19 protein-coding genes are annotated in these 18459 nt (G+C 72.2%); 15 read left to right on the forward strand and 4 right to left on the reverse strand.

Annotated features, from left to right (window positions below; all coding sequences use genetic code 11):
• The first annotated feature begins 7 nt into the window (after positions 1-7).
• The gene (locus KAG51_RS10110) at positions 8-1642 is read left to right on the forward strand and encodes a bifunctional uroporphyrinogen-III C-methyltransferase/uroporphyrinogen-III synthase (protein WP_290583245.1); all 1635 of its coding nucleotides are present in this window, start codon (positions 8-10) and stop codon (positions 1640-1642) included.
• 285 nt (positions 1643-1927) lie between these two features.
• A complete protein-coding gene (gene hemB / locus KAG51_RS10115) occupies positions 1928-2902 on the forward strand; it encodes a porphobilinogen synthase (protein WP_290583247.1) in 975 nt (324 codons plus the stop codon).
• Here the strand turns inward: hemB and KAG51_RS10120 are convergent.
• Complete coding sequence (locus tag KAG51_RS10120; RefSeq protein ID WP_290583249.1) at positions 2866-3792, reverse strand: EamA family transporter; 927 nt, start codon at positions 3790-3792, stop codon at positions 2866-2868. The genes hemB and KAG51_RS10120 overlap by 37 nt on opposite strands.
• A 71-nt stretch (positions 3793-3863) precedes the next feature.
• Between KAG51_RS10120 and KAG51_RS10125 the strand changes: the two genes are divergently transcribed.
• Positions 3864-4760 carry a LysR family transcriptional regulator gene (locus KAG51_RS10125; protein ID WP_290583251.1) on the forward strand — a complete coding sequence of 299 codons (897 nt, stop codon included), beginning with the start codon at positions 3864-3866 and terminating at the stop codon, positions 4758-4760.
• 67 nt (positions 4761-4827) lie between these two features.
• On the opposite strand, the gene KAG51_RS10130 is transcribed toward KAG51_RS10125, so the two are convergent.
• Positions 4828-6021, reverse strand: coding sequence for a lytic transglycosylase domain-containing protein (locus KAG51_RS10130; RefSeq protein WP_290583253.1), 1194 nt, complete (start codon positions 6019-6021; stop codon positions 4828-4830).
• Positions 6022-6254: 233 nt separating this feature from the next.
• Here KAG51_RS10130 and hemL point away from each other — a divergent pair, with 233 nt between their 5' ends.
• The 8 genes from hemL to KAG51_RS10170 all read left to right on the forward strand — a co-directional run bounded on the left by hemL (position 6255) and on the right by KAG51_RS10170 (position 14466).
• Positions 6255-7565, forward strand: a complete 1311-nt coding sequence (gene hemL / locus KAG51_RS10135) for a glutamate-1-semialdehyde 2,1-aminomutase (RefSeq protein WP_290583255.1) — start codon at positions 6255-6257, stop codon at positions 7563-7565.
• Between the two features lie 36 nt (positions 7566-7601).
• Positions 7602-8252: a histidine phosphatase family protein gene (locus KAG51_RS10140; protein ID WP_290583257.1), complete on the forward strand. Its 651-nt coding sequence runs from the start codon at positions 7602-7604 to the stop codon at positions 8250-8252.
• The gene (locus KAG51_RS10145) at positions 8249-8830 is read left to right on the forward strand and encodes a TlpA disulfide reductase family protein (RefSeq protein WP_290583259.1); all 582 of its coding nucleotides are present in this window, start codon (positions 8249-8251) and stop codon (positions 8828-8830) included. The genes KAG51_RS10140 and KAG51_RS10145 overlap by 4 nt, the downstream gene beginning before the upstream one ends.
• Entirely contained in the window at positions 8827-9573 is a 747-nt protein-coding gene (locus KAG51_RS10150; protein WP_290583261.1) for a cytochrome c biogenesis protein CcdA, read from the forward strand. The genes KAG51_RS10145 and KAG51_RS10150 overlap by 4 nt, the downstream gene beginning before the upstream one ends.
• Positions 9574-9586: 13 nt before the next feature.
• Positions 9587-11200: a cytochrome c biogenesis protein ResB gene (locus KAG51_RS10155; protein ID WP_290583263.1), complete on the forward strand. Its 1614-nt coding sequence runs from the start codon at positions 9587-9589 to the stop codon at positions 11198-11200.
• The gene (gene ccsB / locus KAG51_RS10160; protein ID WP_290583265.1) at positions 11197-12141 is read left to right on the forward strand and encodes a c-type cytochrome biogenesis protein CcsB; all 945 of its coding nucleotides are present in this window, start codon (positions 11197-11199) and stop codon (positions 12139-12141) included. The genes KAG51_RS10155 and ccsB overlap by 4 nt, the downstream gene beginning before the upstream one ends.
• A gap of 262 nt (positions 12142-12403) precedes the next feature.
• Complete coding sequence (locus KAG51_RS10165) at positions 12404-13306, forward strand: ABC transporter ATP-binding protein (RefSeq protein WP_290583267.1); 903 nt, start codon at positions 12404-12406, stop codon at positions 13304-13306.
• The gene (locus KAG51_RS10170) at positions 13303-14466 is read left to right on the forward strand and encodes an ABC transporter permease (protein WP_290583269.1); all 1164 of its coding nucleotides are present in this window, start codon (positions 13303-13305) and stop codon (positions 14464-14466) included. Before KAG51_RS10165 ends, KAG51_RS10170 begins: the two co-directional genes overlap by 4 nt.
• Before the next feature lie 30 nt (positions 14467-14496).
• On the opposite strand, the gene KAG51_RS10175 is transcribed toward KAG51_RS10170, so the two are convergent.
• A complete protein-coding gene (locus KAG51_RS10175) occupies positions 14497-14751 on the reverse strand; it encodes a PLDc N-terminal domain-containing protein (protein WP_290583271.1) in 255 nt (84 codons plus the stop codon).
• A gap of 66 nt (positions 14752-14817) precedes the next feature.
• On the opposite strand from KAG51_RS10175, the gene KAG51_RS10180 reads away from it, so the two are divergent.
• Positions 14818-15090, forward strand: a complete 273-nt coding sequence (locus tag KAG51_RS10180; protein ID WP_290583273.1) for a DUF4229 domain-containing protein — start codon at positions 14818-14820, stop codon at positions 15088-15090.
• Complete coding sequence (locus KAG51_RS10185) at positions 15071-16147, forward strand: PLP-dependent cysteine synthase family protein (protein WP_290583275.1); 1077 nt, start codon at positions 15071-15073, stop codon at positions 16145-16147. The genes KAG51_RS10180 and KAG51_RS10185 overlap by 20 nt, the downstream gene beginning before the upstream one ends.
• A 111-nt stretch (positions 16148-16258) precedes the next feature.
• Here the strand turns inward: KAG51_RS10185 and KAG51_RS10190 are convergent, their stop codons facing one another.
• Complete coding sequence (locus KAG51_RS10190) at positions 16259-17158, reverse strand: 1,4-dihydroxy-2-naphthoate polyprenyltransferase (RefSeq protein WP_290583277.1); 900 nt, start codon at positions 17156-17158, stop codon at positions 16259-16261.
• A 42-nt stretch (positions 17159-17200) separates the two neighbouring features.
• On the opposite strand from KAG51_RS10190, the gene KAG51_RS10195 reads away from it, so the two are divergent.
• Together KAG51_RS10195 and KAG51_RS10200 are read left to right on the forward strand one after the other, a co-directional pair.
• Positions 17201-17422, forward strand: coding sequence for a hypothetical protein (locus tag KAG51_RS10195; RefSeq protein ID WP_290583279.1), 222 nt, complete (start codon positions 17201-17203; stop codon positions 17420-17422).
• 4 nt (positions 17423-17426) lie between these two features.
• Positions 17427-18419 carry an AMP-binding protein gene (locus KAG51_RS10200; protein WP_290583281.1) on the forward strand — a complete coding sequence of 331 codons (993 nt, stop codon included), beginning with the start codon at positions 17427-17429 and terminating at the stop codon, positions 18417-18419.
• Positions 18420-18459: the final 40 nt, after the last annotated feature.

The following is an 18459-nucleotide window of genomic DNA, read 5'->3' on the forward strand; positions in this document are numbered from 1 at the left end:
TACCCACGTGACCACCACCACCGCGGCTCCGGACGCCACCGCGTCCGCGCCGACTCGCGCCAGCAAGCCGGCCAAGAAGCTCGGCCGTGTCAGCTTCGTCGGTGCCGGCCCCGGCGACGCCAGCCTGCTCACGGTCCGCGCGGCCGAGCTCCTGCTGCAGGCCGACGTCGTGATCACCGAGCTCCCCGAGCAGACCGCTCTGGCCCCGGCCGGTGCCGAGGTCGTCGACGGCGGCGTCAGCGAGGACGGCTCACTGCTCACGCACGCGGCCCGGGCCCGCCTCGTCGTCCGGCACGCCAAGACCGGCGCCCACGTCGTCCGACTCATCAGCGGTGACCCCTTCACGTACGCCACCGGGCCCGAAGAGGCCGCAGCGTGCGCCAAGGCGGGCATCGAGTTCGAGATCGTGCCGGGCATCTCGTCGGTGCAGGCCGTGCCGGCCTACGCCGGGGTGCCGCTGACCAACCGGCAGCACCGTGAGTTCCGGGTCGTCAGCGTCGGCGACACCCAGGTCGCCTGGGAGGAGCTCGGCGGCGACGACACCGTGGTCCTGCTCTCGGCGGTCGCCCGCATCGGTGAGGCGGCCGACGGTCTCGTGGCGGCCGGCCGGTCGCCGCAGACGCCCGTCGCGATGACCCGCGTCGGCACCACGACCGAGCAGAGCACGATCGTCTCGACCCTCGAGGGCATCGCCGCCGACGCCAAGGCCGCGGGCATGACCGCGCCGGCCATCACGGTCGTCGGTGAGGTCGTCCAGATGCGCGATGCGCTGTCGTGGTTCGAGACCAAGCCGCTGTACGGCTGGCGCATCCTGGTGCCGCGCACCAAGGAGCAGTCGGCCAGTCTGGCTGCCCGGCTGCGCGGCTACGGTGCGGTCTCCGAGGAGGTCCCCACGATCTCGGTCGAGCCGCCGCGCAACCCCCAGCAGATGGACAAGGCGGTGCGCGGGCTCGTCGAGGGCCGGTACGAGTGGGTCGCGTTCACGAGCGTCAACGCCGTCAAGGCGGTCCGGGAGAAGTTCGAGGAGTACGGGCTCGACGCCCGCGCGTTCTCGGGCCTGAAGATCGCCGCGGTCGGTGAGAAGACTGCGGAGGCCATCGCCACCTGGGGCATTCGTCCCGACCTCGTCCCGTCGGGCGAGCAGAGCGCCCGGGGCCTGGTCGAGGACTGGCCGCCGTACGACGAGACGCTCGACCCCATCAACCGGGTCTTCCTCCCGCGGGCCGACATCGCGACCGAGACCCTCGTCGCGGGCCTGATCGAGCTGGGCTGGGAGGTCGACGACGTCACGGCGTACCGCACGGTGCGGGCAGCCCCGCCGCCGGCTCCGACGCGCGACGCGATCAAGACCGGCAAGTTCGACGCGGTCCTGTTCACGTCGAGCTCCACGGTGCGCAACCTCGTCGGGATCGCGGGCAAGCCGCATCCGTCGACGGTCATCGCGTGCATCGGTCCGGCCACGGCCAAGACCGCCGAGGAGCACGGTCTGCGGGTCGACGTCATGGCCGAGTCCCCGTCGGTCGAGGTGCTGGCCGACGCGCTGGCCTCGTTCGGCGCCGCCCGCCGGGTCGCGTTCCTGGAGGCGGGCGAGCCCGTCACCAAGCCGTCCCAGCGTCGTCCGTCCACCCGCCGTAAGGCGTAGCCTCCAGCGTCGCCGCGAAGCGGCCTCCCGGAGGCTGCGGGTCGAGGAGGCGCGAGGAACGAGTGCCGTATCGAGACCAGGTCGGCTCACGGCGCCGGTGTGTGACGCAAACTGAGGGCTCGTGGTTGCTGGGGCAACCACGAGCCCTCAGTTCATTCCCGGGGGTCGACCGAGTCTGAGGGGATGAGGGTGCCCGAGCACCCTCATCCCCTCAGACTGTGCGAAGCCCGCCACCACAATCCCTCAACCTCGGTCCCCCTCCGGGACGGGACTACGCTCGATCCCATGACGAACCTGCCGCACCGCCCGCGCCGGCTGCGATCCTCGGCGGCCACGAGACGGATCGTGCGTGAGACGCACACGGTGGCCTCCCAGCTCGTGCTGCCGATGTTCGTGGCCGAGGGGCTCGACGAGCCGAGGCCCATCGCGAGCATGCCGGGCGTCGTGCAGCACACCCGGGAGTCGGCCAAGAAGGCCTACCGGGCGGCCGCGGAGCTGGGCCTGGGGGGCGTCATGCTGTTCGGCGTCCCGACCACGAAGGACGCGACCGGCTCCGGGGCTCTCGACCCTGGCGGGATCCTCAACGTGGCGATCGCCGACGCCCGCGCCGAGGTCGGCGACGACCTGCTCGTCATGAGCGACCTGTGCCTCGACGAGTTCACCGACCACGGTCACTGCGGCGTGCTCGACGCGGCGGGCCGGGTCGACAACGACGCGACGCTCGAGGTGTACGCCGCGATGGGGGTCGCCCAGGCCGAGGCCGGCGCCCACTGGGTCGGCCCGAGCGGCATGATGGACGGCCAGGTCGGCGTGGTGCGCGAGGCGCTCGACGCCGCCGGGCACCTCGACGTCGCGATCATCGCGTACACCGCGAAGTACGCCTCGGCGTTCTACGGACCCTTCCGCGAGGCGGTCGACTCCTCGCTCCAGGGCGATCGACGGACGTACCAGCAGGATCCCGCCAACGCCCGCGAGGCGCTGCGCGAGCTCGAGCTCGATCTCGTCGAGGGGGCCGACGTCGTCATGGTCAAGCCGGCGCTCGGATACCTCGACCTCGTGGCCAAGGTCCGGGAGCGCACCGACGTGCCGGTGGCGGCCTACAACGTGTCGGGCGAGTACGCGATGGTCGAGGCCGCCGCCGCCCAGGGCTGGATCGACCGCGACCGCGCGATCGACGAGACCGTCCTCTCGATCCGGCGCGCGGGGGCCGACATCGTGCTGACCTACTGGGCCGCCGAGATCGCGGCACGTCTGCGCTGACGGCGCGTGCCTTCGAGGTCGGGCACCCGCGGGAGCCGGCCTGACCAGACGACGCCGCCGACCACGAGGACCGCGCCGACGATCTCGAGCCCGGCCGGCTGCTCGCCCAGGACGACCGCAGCGGTCAGGATCCCGACGACGGGCACCAGCATCGAGAACGGGGCGACGACCCCGGCCGGATGGCGCTTCATGAGCCAGACCCAGATGCCGGAGCCGACCACCGTGCCCAGCACGACGGTGTAGGCCAGTCCGATCCAGGCCGGGATCGCTGTCGTCGTGGCCGCGGTCGACCACGCGTCGCCGATCTCGCCCGGGCCCTCGACGACGAGCGACAGCGCGAGCATGGGCAGCGGCGGCACGACGGCCATCCAGCAGATCAGGTGGAGCGGGCGCTCGGGCGCCGCGAGCCGGGTCGACACGTTGCCGAACGCCCAGCCGAGCGCGCCGAGGACGACGAGCCAGAACGGCCACCAGCCGTCGGCGCCACCGCGGGAGAGCCCGACCAGACCGAGTCCGGCCACTGCGACGGCGATGCCGGCGACGCGCCGGACCGTCAGGCGTTCGCGGAGGAGGACCGCGCCGAGCACGACCGTGAAGGGGGCCGAGGCCTGCAGCACGAGCGAGGCGAGCCCGGTCGGGAAGCCGGCTTCCATGCCCAGGTACAGCCCCAGGAACTGCACGATCCCGAAGCCGACGCCGTAACCGAGCAGCCACCGGGTCGGGACGTCGGGGCGCGGCACGAGCAGCAGCGTCGGCACCGCGAGCAGCGTGAACCGGAGCGCGACCAGGAAGATCGGGGGGAACTGCTGCAGCGAGGCGTGGATCGCGAGGAAGTTGACGCCCCAGAGGGCCGCGACCAGGCAGGCGAGGGCGATGTGGCGAGCGGGCACGCGATGAGTCTGGCCGCCGTGAGCGTGAAGCACCAGCGAAGAGTTCTGAAGTAAACCCTTAGGCTACCTTCATGGATGTTCGTCACCTGGAGCTGCTGCGCGAGCTCCGTGACCGCGGGACGCTCGCCGCGGTCGCAGCCGCGACCCATCGCACGCCCTCGGCCGTCTCCCAGCAGCTGCGCACCGCTGAGCGCGACCTCGGGACTGCGCTCGTCGAACCGTTCTCGCGGGGCGTGCGACTGACCGCGGCGGGCGCGATCCTGGCTGATGGCGCTGAGGACGTCGGGGTCGCGCTCGCCGGGGTGCGAGCACGTCTCGACGCGCAGCTGGGCGAGCCCCGGGGGACCGTCTCGATCGGCACGCTCCCGAGTGCGGGGGAGGCGTTGCTCCCGGGCCTGCTCGAGCGGCTGCGCGGCTCGGCGATCGAGCTGCGCCTGGACGACTTCGACCTCGCCGAGGCCGACTACGCCGCGCGGTCGATGGACGTCGACGTCGTGATCGCCCACAGTCTCGCCGGTGACGTGCCGAGCGGCGCCGAGCAGCTCGTCAGCACGCCGCTCGTGCGGGAGCCGATCGACGTCGCCCTGCCGAGCGACCATCCCCTCGCGTCGCGTCGACGCCTGCACGCCGACGACCTGGTCGGCACCCGCTGGATCGGGGTCCCCGAGGGATATCCGTTCGACACGATCCTCCTCGCGGTCGAGAACCACACGGGGGAGCGACTCGAGCGACGACTGCGGCTGCGCGACAACCACCTGGTCGAGGCGCTCGTGGGCGCCGGTGCGGGTCTCGCCCTGCTGCCGCGCTTCACGACCCGGGCGCGCGCCGGGGTGGTGCTGCGGCCGTTGGACGGGGTGCGGGCGGTGCGCAGCATCGTGGCGCTCAGTCGGCCGGACCGACGGGCCCGCCTGGCGGTGCGCACCGTGATCGACCACCTGGTCGAGGTGGGCCGGCACCTGGAGGGGTGACCGCCGCCCGACGCGACGAGGCCCCCTCCGGAAGCTTCCGGAGGGGGCCTCGTCGCACGCGAGGTGGTTAGCGCAGCAGGTTGGTGACGCAGGCGAGCAGCCCGGCGACGTCGAGGGCGGAGATCCCGCTCGTGAGGCACTGGGTCTGGGCCTGGAGCCAGCTCATCGTGTTGCCGAGCGGCGCGGTCGGGGTGGTCGATCCGGGGGCCGGCTGGCCCGTGAGGTCGTTCACCAGACCACCCACGAGGCCCGTGACGCCGGGCGCCGGTGTGGTCGGGGTGCTGCCCCCGCCGCCGGTCGAGCCACCGCCAGGAGTGCTGGAGCCGCCGCCGCCGGTCGAGCCGGGGGTGGTGGGCGTCGAGGCGTCCGGCGTGGTCGGCGTGGTTGCGGCCGTCTCCTCCTGGGCCGCCGCGTCGCGCTGCTCCTGCGTCGTGGACTGGTCGACGCTGCGCTGCACGAGCGGGCTCGACGAGGTCAGGTTGTTGGGCGACTGCGTGTAGTTGCCCTGCGCGTACGCCTCGGAGATCGCGATGACGGTGTCGGCGTAGGCCTCCGACCGGTTGTAGCGCAGCACCGAGGAACGCAGGTCGGTCGGGTTGCTCAGGTCGCCTGGGCCGGCGCACAGGTAGATGCCGGCCGCGGTCGCGGCGTCGTTGATGTTCTGCGGGTTCTTGGCGCCGTCGTTGTCGGCGTCGACACCGACCGACTTCCAGGTGCCCGGGATGAACTGCATCGGGCCGACGGCGCGGTCGAACACCGGGTCCTGGTCGAGCGCGCCAGCGTCGGTGTCGGTGATCTTCGCGGTGCCGTTCGTGCCGTCGAGCTGCGGACCGAAGATGCCGGGCGTCGCGGTGCCACGAGCGTCGAGCTGGTTGCCCGCCGTGCGTCCGTGGTTGGACTCGACGCGGCCGATCGCGGCCACGAGGTTCCAGGGCAGGCGGCAACCCGCGTCGGCCTGGGCGAGCAGCGTCTCGGCGCGCTTGTACGCCGAGAGCGCGGCGTTGGGGATGCCGTCGGTCGACAAGGTGGCGACCGTGCCGTCAGTGCCGGCGCGCGGGTCGATGCCGGCGGGGGCCTCCTGGACGCTCGCGGGATCGTCGAAGGCGGTGCTCGGAACGGAGGGGACGTCGCTGGGGTCGTCGCTGTCCGTCGCGGACGCGAGACCGGAGTTCGCCAGGGCCACGCCCCACGCGCCGACGAGCAGTGCCATGGGCACCAGGGCTCCGGCCTTCTGCCACCGGGTCAACTTTCCTGACCGCATCAATGTCCCTCCGGTACTGCGACCCCGACGTTCGAGGTTCCCCCGCTCCGCATGGTAACTGGCTGTGACCGTTCGGCACCACGCGAGCGGCATCGGTACAACGATGCTACGTGATCTGGGTTACGTCGCGCGCGTGAACCGGGCTCCGCGGACGCGGGAGGCCGGGGGCGGGGCCGGTCCGGACCGAGGCCCATGGGCGCGGCCCGCTCGGACCGGCTGGGACACTGGACGGCGTGACCGACACGACGAACTCCCGCGAGCTCTTCCGCCGCGCCCAGGCCGTCTCCCCAGGTGGGGTCAACTCCCCGGTACGGGCCTTCCGCGCCGTCGGCGGGGCACCGCGCTTCATGCGCTCGGGGGCGGGCGCGATCCTGACCGACGTCGACGGCGCCACCTACGTCGACCTCGTCGGGTCCTGGGGGCCCATGCTGCTCGGCCACGCGCACCCGGAGGTGCTGGCCGCCGTCGCCGAGGCGGTGTCGCGGGGCACCTCCTTCGGCACGCCGAGCGAGCCCGAGGTCGCCCTCGCCGAGGAGATCGTGGGTCGCACGCCCGTCGAGAGCGTCCGGCTCGTGTCGTCCGGCACCGAGGCGACGATGTCGGCGATCCGCCTCGCACGTGGCGCGACCGGCCGCGACACGGTCGTCAAGTTCTCCGGCTGCTACCACGGCCACGTCGACGCGCTCCTGGCCGAAGCGGGCTCCGGAGTCGTGACCCTCGGGATCCCCGGCACCCCGGGCGTGCCGGCCCACGTCGCCGCCGACACCGTCGTGCTGCCGTACAACGACCGGGAGGCCGTGACGGCGGCGTTCGCCGAGCTCGGCGACCGCATCGCCTGCGTCATCACCGAGGCCGCCCCCGGCAACATGGGCGTCGTGCCCCCGGAGCCCGGGTTCAACGCCTTCCTCTCCGCGACCTGCCGCCAGCACGGTGCGCTGCTCATCAGCGACGAGGTCATGACCGGCTTCCGCGCCAGTCGCCACGGCCAGTGGGGCCTCGACGGAGCCGTCGAGGGCTGGGCGCCCGACCTCATGACGTTCGGCAAGGTCATGGGCGGTGGCTTCCCGGCGGCGGCCTTCGGCGGGCGACGCGACCTGATGGACCTGCTGGCCCCGGTCGGCCCCGTCTACCAGGCCGGCACGCTGTCGGGCAATCCCGTCGCGACCACGGCCGGGCTCACGACCCTCCGTCTTGCCACGCCGGAGGTCTACACCCACCTGCTCGAGGTCTCCGACCAGCTGCAGGAGGCGGTGGGCCAGGCCCTCACCGAGGCCGGGGTGCAGCACGCTGTGCAACGCACCGGCACGATGTTCAGCGTCTTCTGGGGGGTCGACGAGGTCCGCGACTTCGCGGGCGCCCAGGCGCAGGAAGCCTGGCGCTACCCGCCGTTCTTTCACGCGATGCTGGAGGCTGGGGTCTACCTCCCGCCGAGTGCGTTCGAGGCCTGGTTCGTCTCGGCGGCCCACGACTCAGGTGCCCTCTCTAGAATCGTCGAGGCACTGCCCGCGGCCGCCCGTGCCGCCGCCGCCGCGCAGCCGGCCTGACCGTCCCCACGACCGAGCACCGAACCCGAGGACACCATGAGCACCCGAACCATCGTGCACCTGATGCGACACGGCGAGGTCGAGAACCCCGACGGCGTGCTCTACGGCCGTCTGCCCGAGTTCTACCTGAGCGACCTGGGCCACCAGATGGCCGAGCGGGCCGCTGACTTCCTCGCCAAGAACGAGATCGTCCACGTCGTCGCCTCCCCGCTCGAGCGGGCCCAGCAGACCGCCGCGCCGCTGTCGAAGATCCTCGACGCCCCGATCGTCACCGACGACCGCGTGATCGAGGCCGACAACCTCTTCGAGGGCCGCACGGTCGGGGCCGGCCCGAAGGCGTTCCGCCACCCCAAGAACTGGTGGAAGCTGCGCAATCCGTGGCGTCCGTCGTGGGGCGAGCCGTACGCCGAGATCGCCGACCGCATGCAAGCGGCCGTGGCCGACGCCCGCGAGGCCGCTCGCGGGCACGAGGCCGTCATCGTGTCGCACCAGCTGCCGGTGTGGATCGCGCGGCAGGCCTATGAGGGCAACTCCTTCCTGCACGACCCGCGCAAGCGACAGTGCACGCTGGCCAGCATCACGAGCCTGACCTTCGACGGCGACGACTACGCCGGCTTCTCCTACGCCGAGCCGGCCGGCGACCTCCTGCCCGAGGCGCTCAAGGGCAAGTTCGTCGGCGGCGCATGAGGATCCTGCGACCGCTCCTCGCCGTGCTCGCCTGCCTCGCCGTCGTGGCCGGCTGCAGCGGGGCCGGCAACAGCGGGTCGACGGGTGGGTACGTCAGCTCCGACGGCACCGTCACGGTCGTCGACCCCGACGACCGCGAGAAGCTCCCGGAGCTCTCGGGCACCGATCTCGACGGTGACCCGCTCTCGACCGACGACTTCACCGGCACCGTCATGGTGATCAACGTCTGGGGCTCGTGGTGCCCGCCGTGCCGCGCGGAGGCGCCCGTGCTCAAGGAGCTCTCGGACGCCTATGCCGACGACGTGCAGTTCCTCGGCATCGTCAATCGCAGCAAGGACGCGGCGGCCGAGGCGTTCAACCAGACCTACGGCATCACCTATCCGAGCTTCTCCGACGAGGGCGGCGGGCTCGAGCTCCGCTTCGTCGACTCCTTGCCGTCCCAGGCCATCCCGACGACGTGGGTCATCGATGCCGAGGGCCGCGTCGCGGCCCGCATCCTCGACGAGGTCGACGCCTCGACGCTCGGCGGCATCATCGACGACCTGCTGGCCGAGTCGGGCGCCGAGGGCGGCTCGTGAACGAGTGGCTCCGCGAGACGGTCCTGTCGGGCTCACTCGTGCTCGCGGTTCCCGTCGCGGTCGTCGCTGGCCTGGTCTCGTTCTTCTCGCCCTGCGTGCTGCCGCTGGTGCCGGGCTACCTCTCCTACGTGTCGGGGGTCGGGGTGCAGGACCTCGACCGGGAGTCGCGGCCCCGGATCGTGCTCGGCGCCGTGCTGTTCGTGGTCGGGTTCTCGGCGATCTTCGTCGCGGGTGGTGCGTTGTTCGGTGCGTTCGGCCTGCGGCTCGCGCAGCACCAGCGCACGTTCTCGATCGTCGCGGGCGTCCTGGTGATCCTGCTGTCCCTGGTCTTCCTCGGCTTCGGGTCGCGGATGCAGCGGGACCTGCGCATCCACGCCGTGCCCACGGTCGGGGTGGCGATCGCGCCGGTGCTCGGGGTCTTCTTCGGGCTGGGCTGGCTCCCGTGCATCGGCCCCACCCTGGGCGCCGTGCTGGCCCTGGCTGGCAACGAGGCGACGGCGGGACGTGGCGCGTTCCTGACCCTGGTCTACTGCCTGGGCCTGGGAGTGCCGTTCGTCCTGGCCGCTCTCGGCTTCGCCCGGTTCGCCCGCACGGCCGGATGGGTGCGTCGGCACCAGCGCGGGTTCCAGGTCGCCGGCGGTCTACTACTCTTTGTCGTAGGTGTCATGCTCGTGACGGGCCTGTGGGACGCGATCATCGCCGACCTCCAGTCGTGGGCCGGCGGATTCAGCACCGCCCTGTGAGAGCAGTGACCACGTGAGCAACGATCGGGACAAGGACGGCCGGGTGAGCAAGCGCGACCGCACGACGGCGACGGCACCGGCGCTCGGGACCCGCGAGTTCCTGCGGTGGATGTGGACGCAGCTCACCTCGATGCGCACGGCCCTGCTGCTGCTGCTGCTGCTCGCCGTGGCGTCCCTGCCCGGGTCGTTCGTGCCGCAGCGCGGGGTCGACGCGCGGGCCGTCGAGGCCTTCCGCCTGCGTCATCCCGACCTGTCACCGTGGCTCGAGAAGCTCGGGGCGTTCAACGTCTACGCGTCCCCCTGGTTCAGCGCGATCTACCTGCTGCTGATGGTCTCGCTGATCGGGTGCATCCTGCCGCGCTCCCGCGTCTACTGGCGGGCCCTGCGCGCTCGGCCGCCCCAGGCGCCGCGTCGCTTCGACCGGCTGCCGGCCTCCGGCACGTTCGAGACCACGGCCGACGTCGACACCGTGCTCGCCGCGGCGCGCCGGGTCGTGGGCCGGGCCCGCGTCGACGTCGTGACCGACGACGGCGGCGGCCGCGGCGAGCTGCGCTCCGAGCGCGGGTACCTGCGCGAGCTCGGCAACCTCGTGTTCCACGTCAGCGTCGTCGTCGTGCTGGTCGGCGTGGCCATCGGCTCGCTGCTGGGATACCGCGGCGCCGTCATCGTGACGGAGGGCGACCGCTTCTCCAACGTCCTGACCCAGTACGACGAGTTCACGTCCGGCACGTGGTTCGACCCTGACAGCCTGCCGCCGTTCTCGCTCGAGCTCGACGACCTGATCGCCGAGTTCGACGTCAGCGACGGTCCGCAGCGGGGTGCGCCGCGCCTGTTCCAGGCCGACGGCACGTTCGTCGAGGGCCTCGACGGCGACGACCAGGACTACTCGATCCGGGTCAACCACCCGCTCTCGATCGGCTCGACCGACATCTTCCTCGTCGGGCAGGGCTATTCGCCCGTCATCCGGGTCACCGACCCGTCCGGCACGGTCGTGTTCGACGAGGCCGTGCCGTTTTTGCCCGAGGACGCCACGTACACCTCCGGGGGCGTCGTCAAGGTGCCCGACATCAGCCCCGAGCAGCTCGGACTGCAGGGCTTCTTCCTGCCCACCGCGGCGCGCACGTCGGACGATGCGGCCTCGATCTCGCTCTTCCCGGCCGCCGCGAACCCGTACGTCGCGCTGCAGGCGTGGACGGGCGACCTGGGCCTGGACGACGGCACGCCGCAGTCGGTCTACGTCCTCGACACGAGCAGGATGACGCAGGTGCTGGACGAGGACGGCAACCCCTTCCGCATCGAGCTGCAGCCCGGGCAGACGAGCACGCTGCCCGACGGCACGACCGTGGAGTTCACCGAGCTGCGCCAGTTCGCCCGGTTCCAGATCAGCTCCTCGCCGCTCGCGGGCCTGCCGCTCGGCGGGGTCGCGGTCGGGCTCGGCGGGCTGATCCTCTCGTTGTTCGTCCGCCCCCGCCGCACGTGGGTGCGTGCCGTCTCGGACGGCTCGCGTACCGTGGTGGAGGCTGCCGCGCTCGACCGCGTCCCGCGCGACGACCTGCCGGACGACCTGACGTCCTTCATCGACCGTCTCCGTGACGAGCTCGAGCCCCAGGAGAAGAAGACCCCATGACCCTCGCCGACTACGCCGAGTTCTCGAACTACGCCGTCGCCTCGGGCACCGTCGTGCTCGCGCTGGCGTTCCTCGCCCACCTGGGTGAGCTGCTCTTCGTCCGCCAGGAGGCCGTCGAGCCTGTCGCCGCAGCGGCCGGTTCCGGCGCGCCCGGGACGGTCGCCGTGGCCCCGCCGGAGGACGACGACGTCCCCCCGCGCAGCGCGGTCCTCAGCCGGGTCGGCGTGGCGCTCACGGTCGTCGCCACCGGTCTGCTGGTCGCCGGTGTCGTGACCCGCGCGCTCGCCTCGCAGCGCGTGCCGTGGGGCAACATGTACGAGTTCGGGCTCACGGGGGTCTCGATCGCCCTGGTCGTGTACCTCGTGCTCGTCCGCATCACGTCGGTGCAGTGGATCGCCCCGCTCGTGACCGGCTTCGGTCTGGCGATCCTCGGACTGGCCTGGTCGGCCTACGTCCCCGCCGGTCCGCTCGTTCCGGCACTGCACTCCTACTGGCTCGTGATCCACGTCGCCGCCGTCATGATCGCCGGTGCGCTGTTCCTCGTGGGCGCCTCGGCGTCGCTGCTCTACCTGCTCAAGGAGCGGGCCGAGAACCGGGGCGCAGTCGGTCCGATCCTGCGCCGCGTGCCGACGATCGCCGCGATGGACCGCCTGGCCTACCGCACGCACGCGGTCGGCTTCGTGCTCTGGACGTTCGGCGCACTGATCGCCGGGCCGATCTGGGCGCACTACGCGTGGGGCCGCTACTGGGGCTGGGACCCCAAGGAGGTCTGGGCCTTCGTCACGTGGGTCGTTTACGCCGGCTACCTGCACGCCCGGGCCACGGCCGGCTGGAAGGGTCGCCGGGCCGCGGTCATCGCCCTGCTCGGCTTCGCGACGTTCCTGTTCAGCTACTACGGCGTCAACATCTTCGTCCCGGGTCTGCACTCGTACGCCAAGTGAGCTGACGTCGCCAGTCTGACGGACCAGCGGCATGGGCCGCAGCAGGTCGGCCAGGCGAGGCGACGACCGCGCTGAGCCCCCACGACCAGGGGGCGGTGAGTTGTCCGCCATCAGCGGTGAGTCATCCACCCTCTGACGCCTCGTACGGTGGAACACTCACCGCCCCTACCGGCGTCCTGGTCCGTGCTGTTGCTCTGCCACCGTTCGATGTCCGACTTTCGGCGGACGCGGGCCGGTGCCCCGTGCCGATAGCGTCGGCACCATGGGAGTCCAGATCGAGGTCGACCAGCTGACGATGCGCTACGGCGACGTCACGGCGGTCGACGGCATCAGCTTCACGGTCGCGCCGGGCGAGTTCTTCGGTCTGCTCGGGCCGAACGGGGCGGGCAAGACCACCACGCTCGAGACGATCGAGGGTCTGCGCAGCCCCACCAGTGGCCGCGTGAGCGTCGCGGGCCGCGACCCGGCCCGGCGTGAGCCCGACCTGCAGCGTCGCATCGGGGTGCAGCTGCAGTCGTCGGCGTTCTTCGAACGGCTCACCGCGGTCGAGCAGCTGCAGACGTTCGGCGCGATCTACGGCGTCCCGGCCGCACGGCTCGACGAGCTCCTGGAGCAGGTCGGCCTGACCGAGAAGGCCACGGCCCAGGTCGAGGACCTCTCCGGTGGCCAGAAGCAGCGGCTCTCGATCGCGTGTGCCCTGGTGCATGATCCCGACGTCGTGTTCCTCGACGAGCCCACGGCGGCGCTCGACCCCCAGGCCCGGCGCAACCTGTGGGACGTCCTGCGCGGCATCAACGACTCCGGTCGCACGGTCGTGCTCACGACGCACTACATGGAGGAGGCCGAGGAGCTCTGCGACCGGGTCGCGATCGTCGACCACGGCCGTCTCCTCGAGCTCGACACCCCGGGTGCGCTGATCCGCAAGCTCGACGCCGCGACCCGGATCGGGCTCGCGGCCGAGGCCATCGCGCTGGAGGACGCACGGGGGCTGCCCGGCGCGGAGTCGGTCAGGCTCGACGGCTCGGGTCTGGTCATCCAGACGCGCGAGCCCGCCACGGTCCTGGCCGAGCTCGGACGCCGGGAGGCCCTCGAGGGCCTCAGCGTCAGCAAGGGCACGCTGGAGGACGTCTTCCTCGACCTGACCGGACGGGAGTACCGCGCATGAGCACCGAGACCGAGCCCGAGACGGGCACCAGCACGGCGGCGCCGGACCGGAGCGGTTCCTCCACGGGAGCCGGTGACGCGCGGGCGGCCCGGCCCCTGAAGGCGCTCACCCTCGCGATGTTCAAGGGCTTCGTGCGCGACCGCATGACCCTGTTCTGGGCCATCGCCTTCCCCCTGATGTTCCTGGTGCTGTTCGGCGGCATCTTCACCGACCAGGGTCAGTCGAGGCCGGCCGACGTCATCGTGGTCGGGGACGTCTCGGTCATCGACGACGCACCGACGCAGGCGCGCGAGGCCATCGACCGTGCCATCGCGATCACGCGCGAGGACGATCTCGACGCCGCGCTGGCGAAGGTCCGCGACGGTGACGCCACGGCGGTCGTCACGGAGGAGGGCGGCGAGGTCACGGTGCGCTACTCGGCTGCCGACGCGGTGGCCGGTGCGCAGATCCAGGGGGTCATGCAGGCGATCGTGCAGCAGGCCAACACGGCGGTCTACCAGCAGGCCACGGGCGAGCCGCCGGCCTTCACGTTCACCGCCAGCCAGGTGGAGGACGAGTCCCTCCAGGCCATCCAGTACGTCACGCCGAGCCTGCTCGGCTGGGCCGTCGCGATGAGTGCGACCTTCGGCGCAGCGGCCAATCTCGTGATGTGGCGCAAGAGCGGACTGCTGCGGCGACTCCGGCTCGCCCCGGTTCGCACGAGCTCGGTCGTGCTCGCACGCGTCGGCGTGAGCCTGGTGATCGCGCTCGTGCAGGCGGTCATCTTCATCGGTCTGGGCGTCGGCGCGTTCGGTCTGCAGCTCTCGGGGTGGTGGCCGCTCGTGGTGCCGCTCCTGCTCGCCGGCACGCTGGCCTTCCTCTCGATCGGCATGCTCGCGGGTGCGGTCTCGAAGACCGAGGAGGGTGCCATCGGTCTGGCCAACTTCATCGTGCTGCCGATGGCGTTCCTGTCCGGCTCGTTCTTCCCGCTGGACGGGGCACCTGCGTGGCTCCGTGCGGTCAGCAACGCCCTGCCGCTCAAGCACCTCAACCAGGGCATGCTCGACGTCATGGTGCGCGAACAGGGTCCGTCGGCGATCGTGCTGCCGATCGTGATCCTGCTCGGCTTCGCCGCCGTGTTCGCCACGATCTCGGCGCGCCTGTTCCGCTGGGAGGCGTGACCCCAGGCGCTCAGTCCGGCGGCATCGAGCTCAGATGCCGCGGAGGTAGTCGGGGTCGTCGTCGGGGCCGCGCGGCGGACGCGGACCGCGGCCGGGCCCGGGACGCAGGCGCTTGGTGCCGGCGAAGATCCAGGCCAGCGCTCCGAGCACCGGCACGATCACGATGAGGAGGAGCCACACGGGCTTGGGCAGGAGCTTGACCTGGGAGCGCGGCGTCGCCGCGGCGTCGAAGATGGCGTAGATGACGAGCACGATCGCGACGCCCGCCAGGATGAACTTGCCCATGGCGCACACCGTAGCGAATCGGCCCAGCGATTCGGCCGTTGCGCGCAGGCTGACTACGCTGGCGTCATGTCGCCGTTCTGGACCTACACGCTTGCCCGACTCGGACTCCTCGCCGGCACGTACGCCGTGCTCGCGGGTGTCGGGTTCGGATTCGGCCTGCTGGAGTTCAGCGAGATGACCAACCTGGTCGTCGTGTTCGTCGCGATGGTCGTGTCGTCGGCCCTGGGATTCGTGCTCCTGACCCGCCAGCGCGAGGCGCTCGCGCTGCAGGTCCAGGAGCGGGCGGAGAAGATCTCCGCCCGCATCGAGGAGTCGCGCAGTGCCGAAGACGTCGACTGAGCAGCGGGCCTGGATCGCCGAGGCGGTCCGGGTCGTCGAGGCCGATGCGAATCGCAGCGCCGACACCCACCTGCACGCCGTCGCCCTGCCCACGGCGGGCGTCGATCTCTACCTGAAGGACGAGTCGGTCCACCCGACCGGCAGCCTCAAGCACCGGCTCGCCCGGTCGTTGTTCCTCTACGCGATCTGCAACGGCTGGCTCGGACCCGGCTCGACGGTGGTCGAGGCGTCCAGCGGATCGACGGCCGTCAGCGAGGCGTACTTCGCCCGGCTCCTGGGGTTGCCGTTCGTCGCCGTGATGCCGCGCTCGACGAGCCGGGAGAAGGTCGCGCTGATCGAGTGGCACGGGGGCCGCTGCCACTTCGTGGAGTCCGCTTCCGACACCTACGACGAGGCCCGTCGACTCGCGGCCGAGTGCGGCGGTCACTACATGGACCAGTTCACGTTCGCCGAGCGCGCCACGGACTGGCGGGGCAACAACAACATCGCCGAGTCGATCTTCGAGCAGATGGCGGCCGAGTCCCACCCCGTGCCGACCTGGATCGTGGTCGGCGCCGGCACAGGAGGAACCTCGGCCACGATCGGCCGGTACGTGCGCTACCGCCGCCACGACACGCGGATCCTCGTGGCCGACCCGGAGGGTTCGGCCTTCCACGCCGGGTGGGCTGCCGACTCCTCCGACGTCGTCACGACCACGACGTCACGGATCGAGGGCATCGGCCGCCCGCGCATCGAGCCGTCCTTCGTCGGCGGCGTCATCGACGACATGCTGCAGGTGCCCGACGGGGCCTCGCTCGCGGCGATGGCCTGGACGTCGGCGCGGCTCGGTCGAGAGGTCGGGCCCTCCACCGGCACCAACGTGTGGGCCTCGCTCGTGCTCGCGACGCGCATGGCCGAGGCAGGGGAGTCGGGCAGCATCGTGTCGCTGCTGTGCGACGGGGGCGAGCGCTACCGGGCCAGCCACGCCGACCCCGCCTGGGTCACGGCCCAGGGCATCGACCCCGCCCCGTTCGCGGACCAGCTCGCGACCTACGACGCCACCGGTCGGTTGGCCTGACTCCGTCGTTCTGGGTGAGCGACCAGCGGCCACGGCTCCTCGACGCTGGCGGTGAGCACCCAACCTCACCCGCGGCTCAGAGGGTTGCTGATTCACCGCCCTCTCGGTGCGTCAGGCGAGGCAGAGGCCGACGGTGAGGCCGAGGGCGAAGACGAGCTCGGCGACACCCGTCGACTGGAGCACGGGGATCAGCGCCGGGCCGGTCGCGCCGGAGGTCACGACCCGCACGCCCCGCACGGCGAGCGGCGCGAACAGCAGGGCGAGGAGGGCCCACGGCGTCGCGGTGACGGCGAGGGCGGCGGCCGTCGCGACCGCCACGACCACGAGCACCACGTAGAACCCTCGGGTGCGGGCGTCCCCGAGCAGGACTGCGAGGGTGCGCTTGCCCGCCACGGTGTCGGTCGCGATGTCGCGCAGGTTGTTGGCCACGAGGATCGCGCAGGCCAGGGCGCCGACGCCGACTCCGGCGAGCACGCTGGCCGCCGTGACCTCCTCGACCTGGACGAAGGTCGTGCCCACGACGGCGACGAGCCCGAAGAACAGGAACACGCTGACCTCGCCGAGCGCGCGGTAGCCGTAGGGGGACGGGCCACCGGTGTAGGTCCAGGCCGCGACGAGGGCTGCGGCGCCGATCAGCAGGATCCACCACGTCGTCGTGGCGGCGAGCACGAGCCCGAGCGCACCGCCGAGGGCCAGGAAGCCGAGGGCGGCCGCCTTGACCCGCCTCGCCGGCACGAGGCCGGAACCGACCAGGCGCAGCGGACCCACCCGGTCGTCGTCGGTGCCGCGCACGCCGTCGGAATAGTCGTTGGCGTAGTTGACCCCGATCTGGAGGGCCAGCGACACCCCGAGGGCGAGCAGGGCCTTCCACCAGACGAATCCGTCGGCGAGCACGGCCGCGCCGGTGCCGGCGGCGACCGGGGCGACGGCGGCCGGGAGGGTGCGGGGACGCGCGCCCGCGAGCCACAGGGCGAGTCCGCGGGGCATGGAAGACGTGGGGCCGGCGGTCATGGACGATGAGTCTGCCAGCCTGCCGCTCGGTACGGTGGCGGGGTGGACCGACCGTTTCCGTGGGGCCTGCTCGTCATCGCCGTGCTGCTGGGCTGGGGCACGTTGACGCTCGAGGACGGCTGGGCGCAGTACGGCGGTCTCGCGGCCGTCGTCGTCGTGGCCGGCGCGCTGGCCTACCAGATCACCCAGCGCGACCAGGCCCGCGCGGAGGCGAAGCGGCGTGCGGCCGAGGAGGACGCTGCCGACCCGTGGGACGAGGTCTGACCCCGTGACCGCGTCGCTCCGGCCGGTCTCGGGGACCGTCGACGAGCTCGTGCCGCTGCTGCGCACCTGGATCGAGGGCGACGAGCCCCTGTGGATCCGCACGAGCGGCAGCACGGGGCGCCCCAAGGACGTCGTGCTCTCGCCGAGCGCGGTCAGGGCCTCGGCGACCGCCACGCACGCCCGACTCGGTGGCCCGGGTCAGTGGCTGCTGGCGGTGCCGCCGACCGGCGTCGCCGGGCTGCAGGTCGTCGTCCGGTCGTTGCTGACCGGGATCGAGCCGGTCACCTCGATCGACGCGTACTCGGCCGACCGCCGCTACGCCTCGCTCGTGCCCACCCAGCTGCACCGCCTGCTCGAGGCGGACCGCGCGGGGCCGTGGGCCGAGCTCGACGCCGTGCTGGTCGGAGGCGGACCCGTGCGTCCGTCGCTGGTCGAGCGGGCCGAGGACGCCGGACTCACGGTCGTGCGGACCTACGGCATGTCGGAGACGTGCGGCGGCTGCGTCTACGACGGCTTCCCGCTCGACGGCGTGCGGCTGCGGATCGACGACGGCCAGGTCATGGTGGCCGGCGACGTCCTGTTCGACGGGTACCTGGGTGCGCCCCGCACCGACGAGTGGTTCGCCACGAGCGATCGCGGCGAGCTCGTCGGCGGGGAGCTGAGGGTCCTGGGGCGCATCGACGACGTCGTCCTGAGCGGTGGCGTCAACGTGCCGCTCCCCGCCGTCACGGAGGCGCTGCAGGACGCCGCGGGAGTCGTCGACGCCCTGGCGGTGGGCGTCGACGACGAGGAGTGGGGGCAGCGCGTCGTCGCGCTCGTGGTGCCGGCCGACGCCGTGTGCCTCGACGGTCTCTCTGCCGAGCGGCTCCGCGACGCGGTCGAGGCTGCCGGCCACCCGCGCACGTGGGGTCCGCGCGAGGTCGTGCTGGTCGACGCCGTGCCGATGCTCGCGAACGGCAAGCCCGACCGCATCGCCGCCCGCGCCCTCGCCACCTGAATCTCCGCTCGCGAGAGAGTTTGTGTGTGCACAGGAGAGA

The organism is Aeromicrobium sp., from assembly GCF_023146395.1.
Lineage (GTDB): Bacteria > Actinomycetota > Actinomycetes > Propionibacteriales > Nocardioidaceae > Aeromicrobium.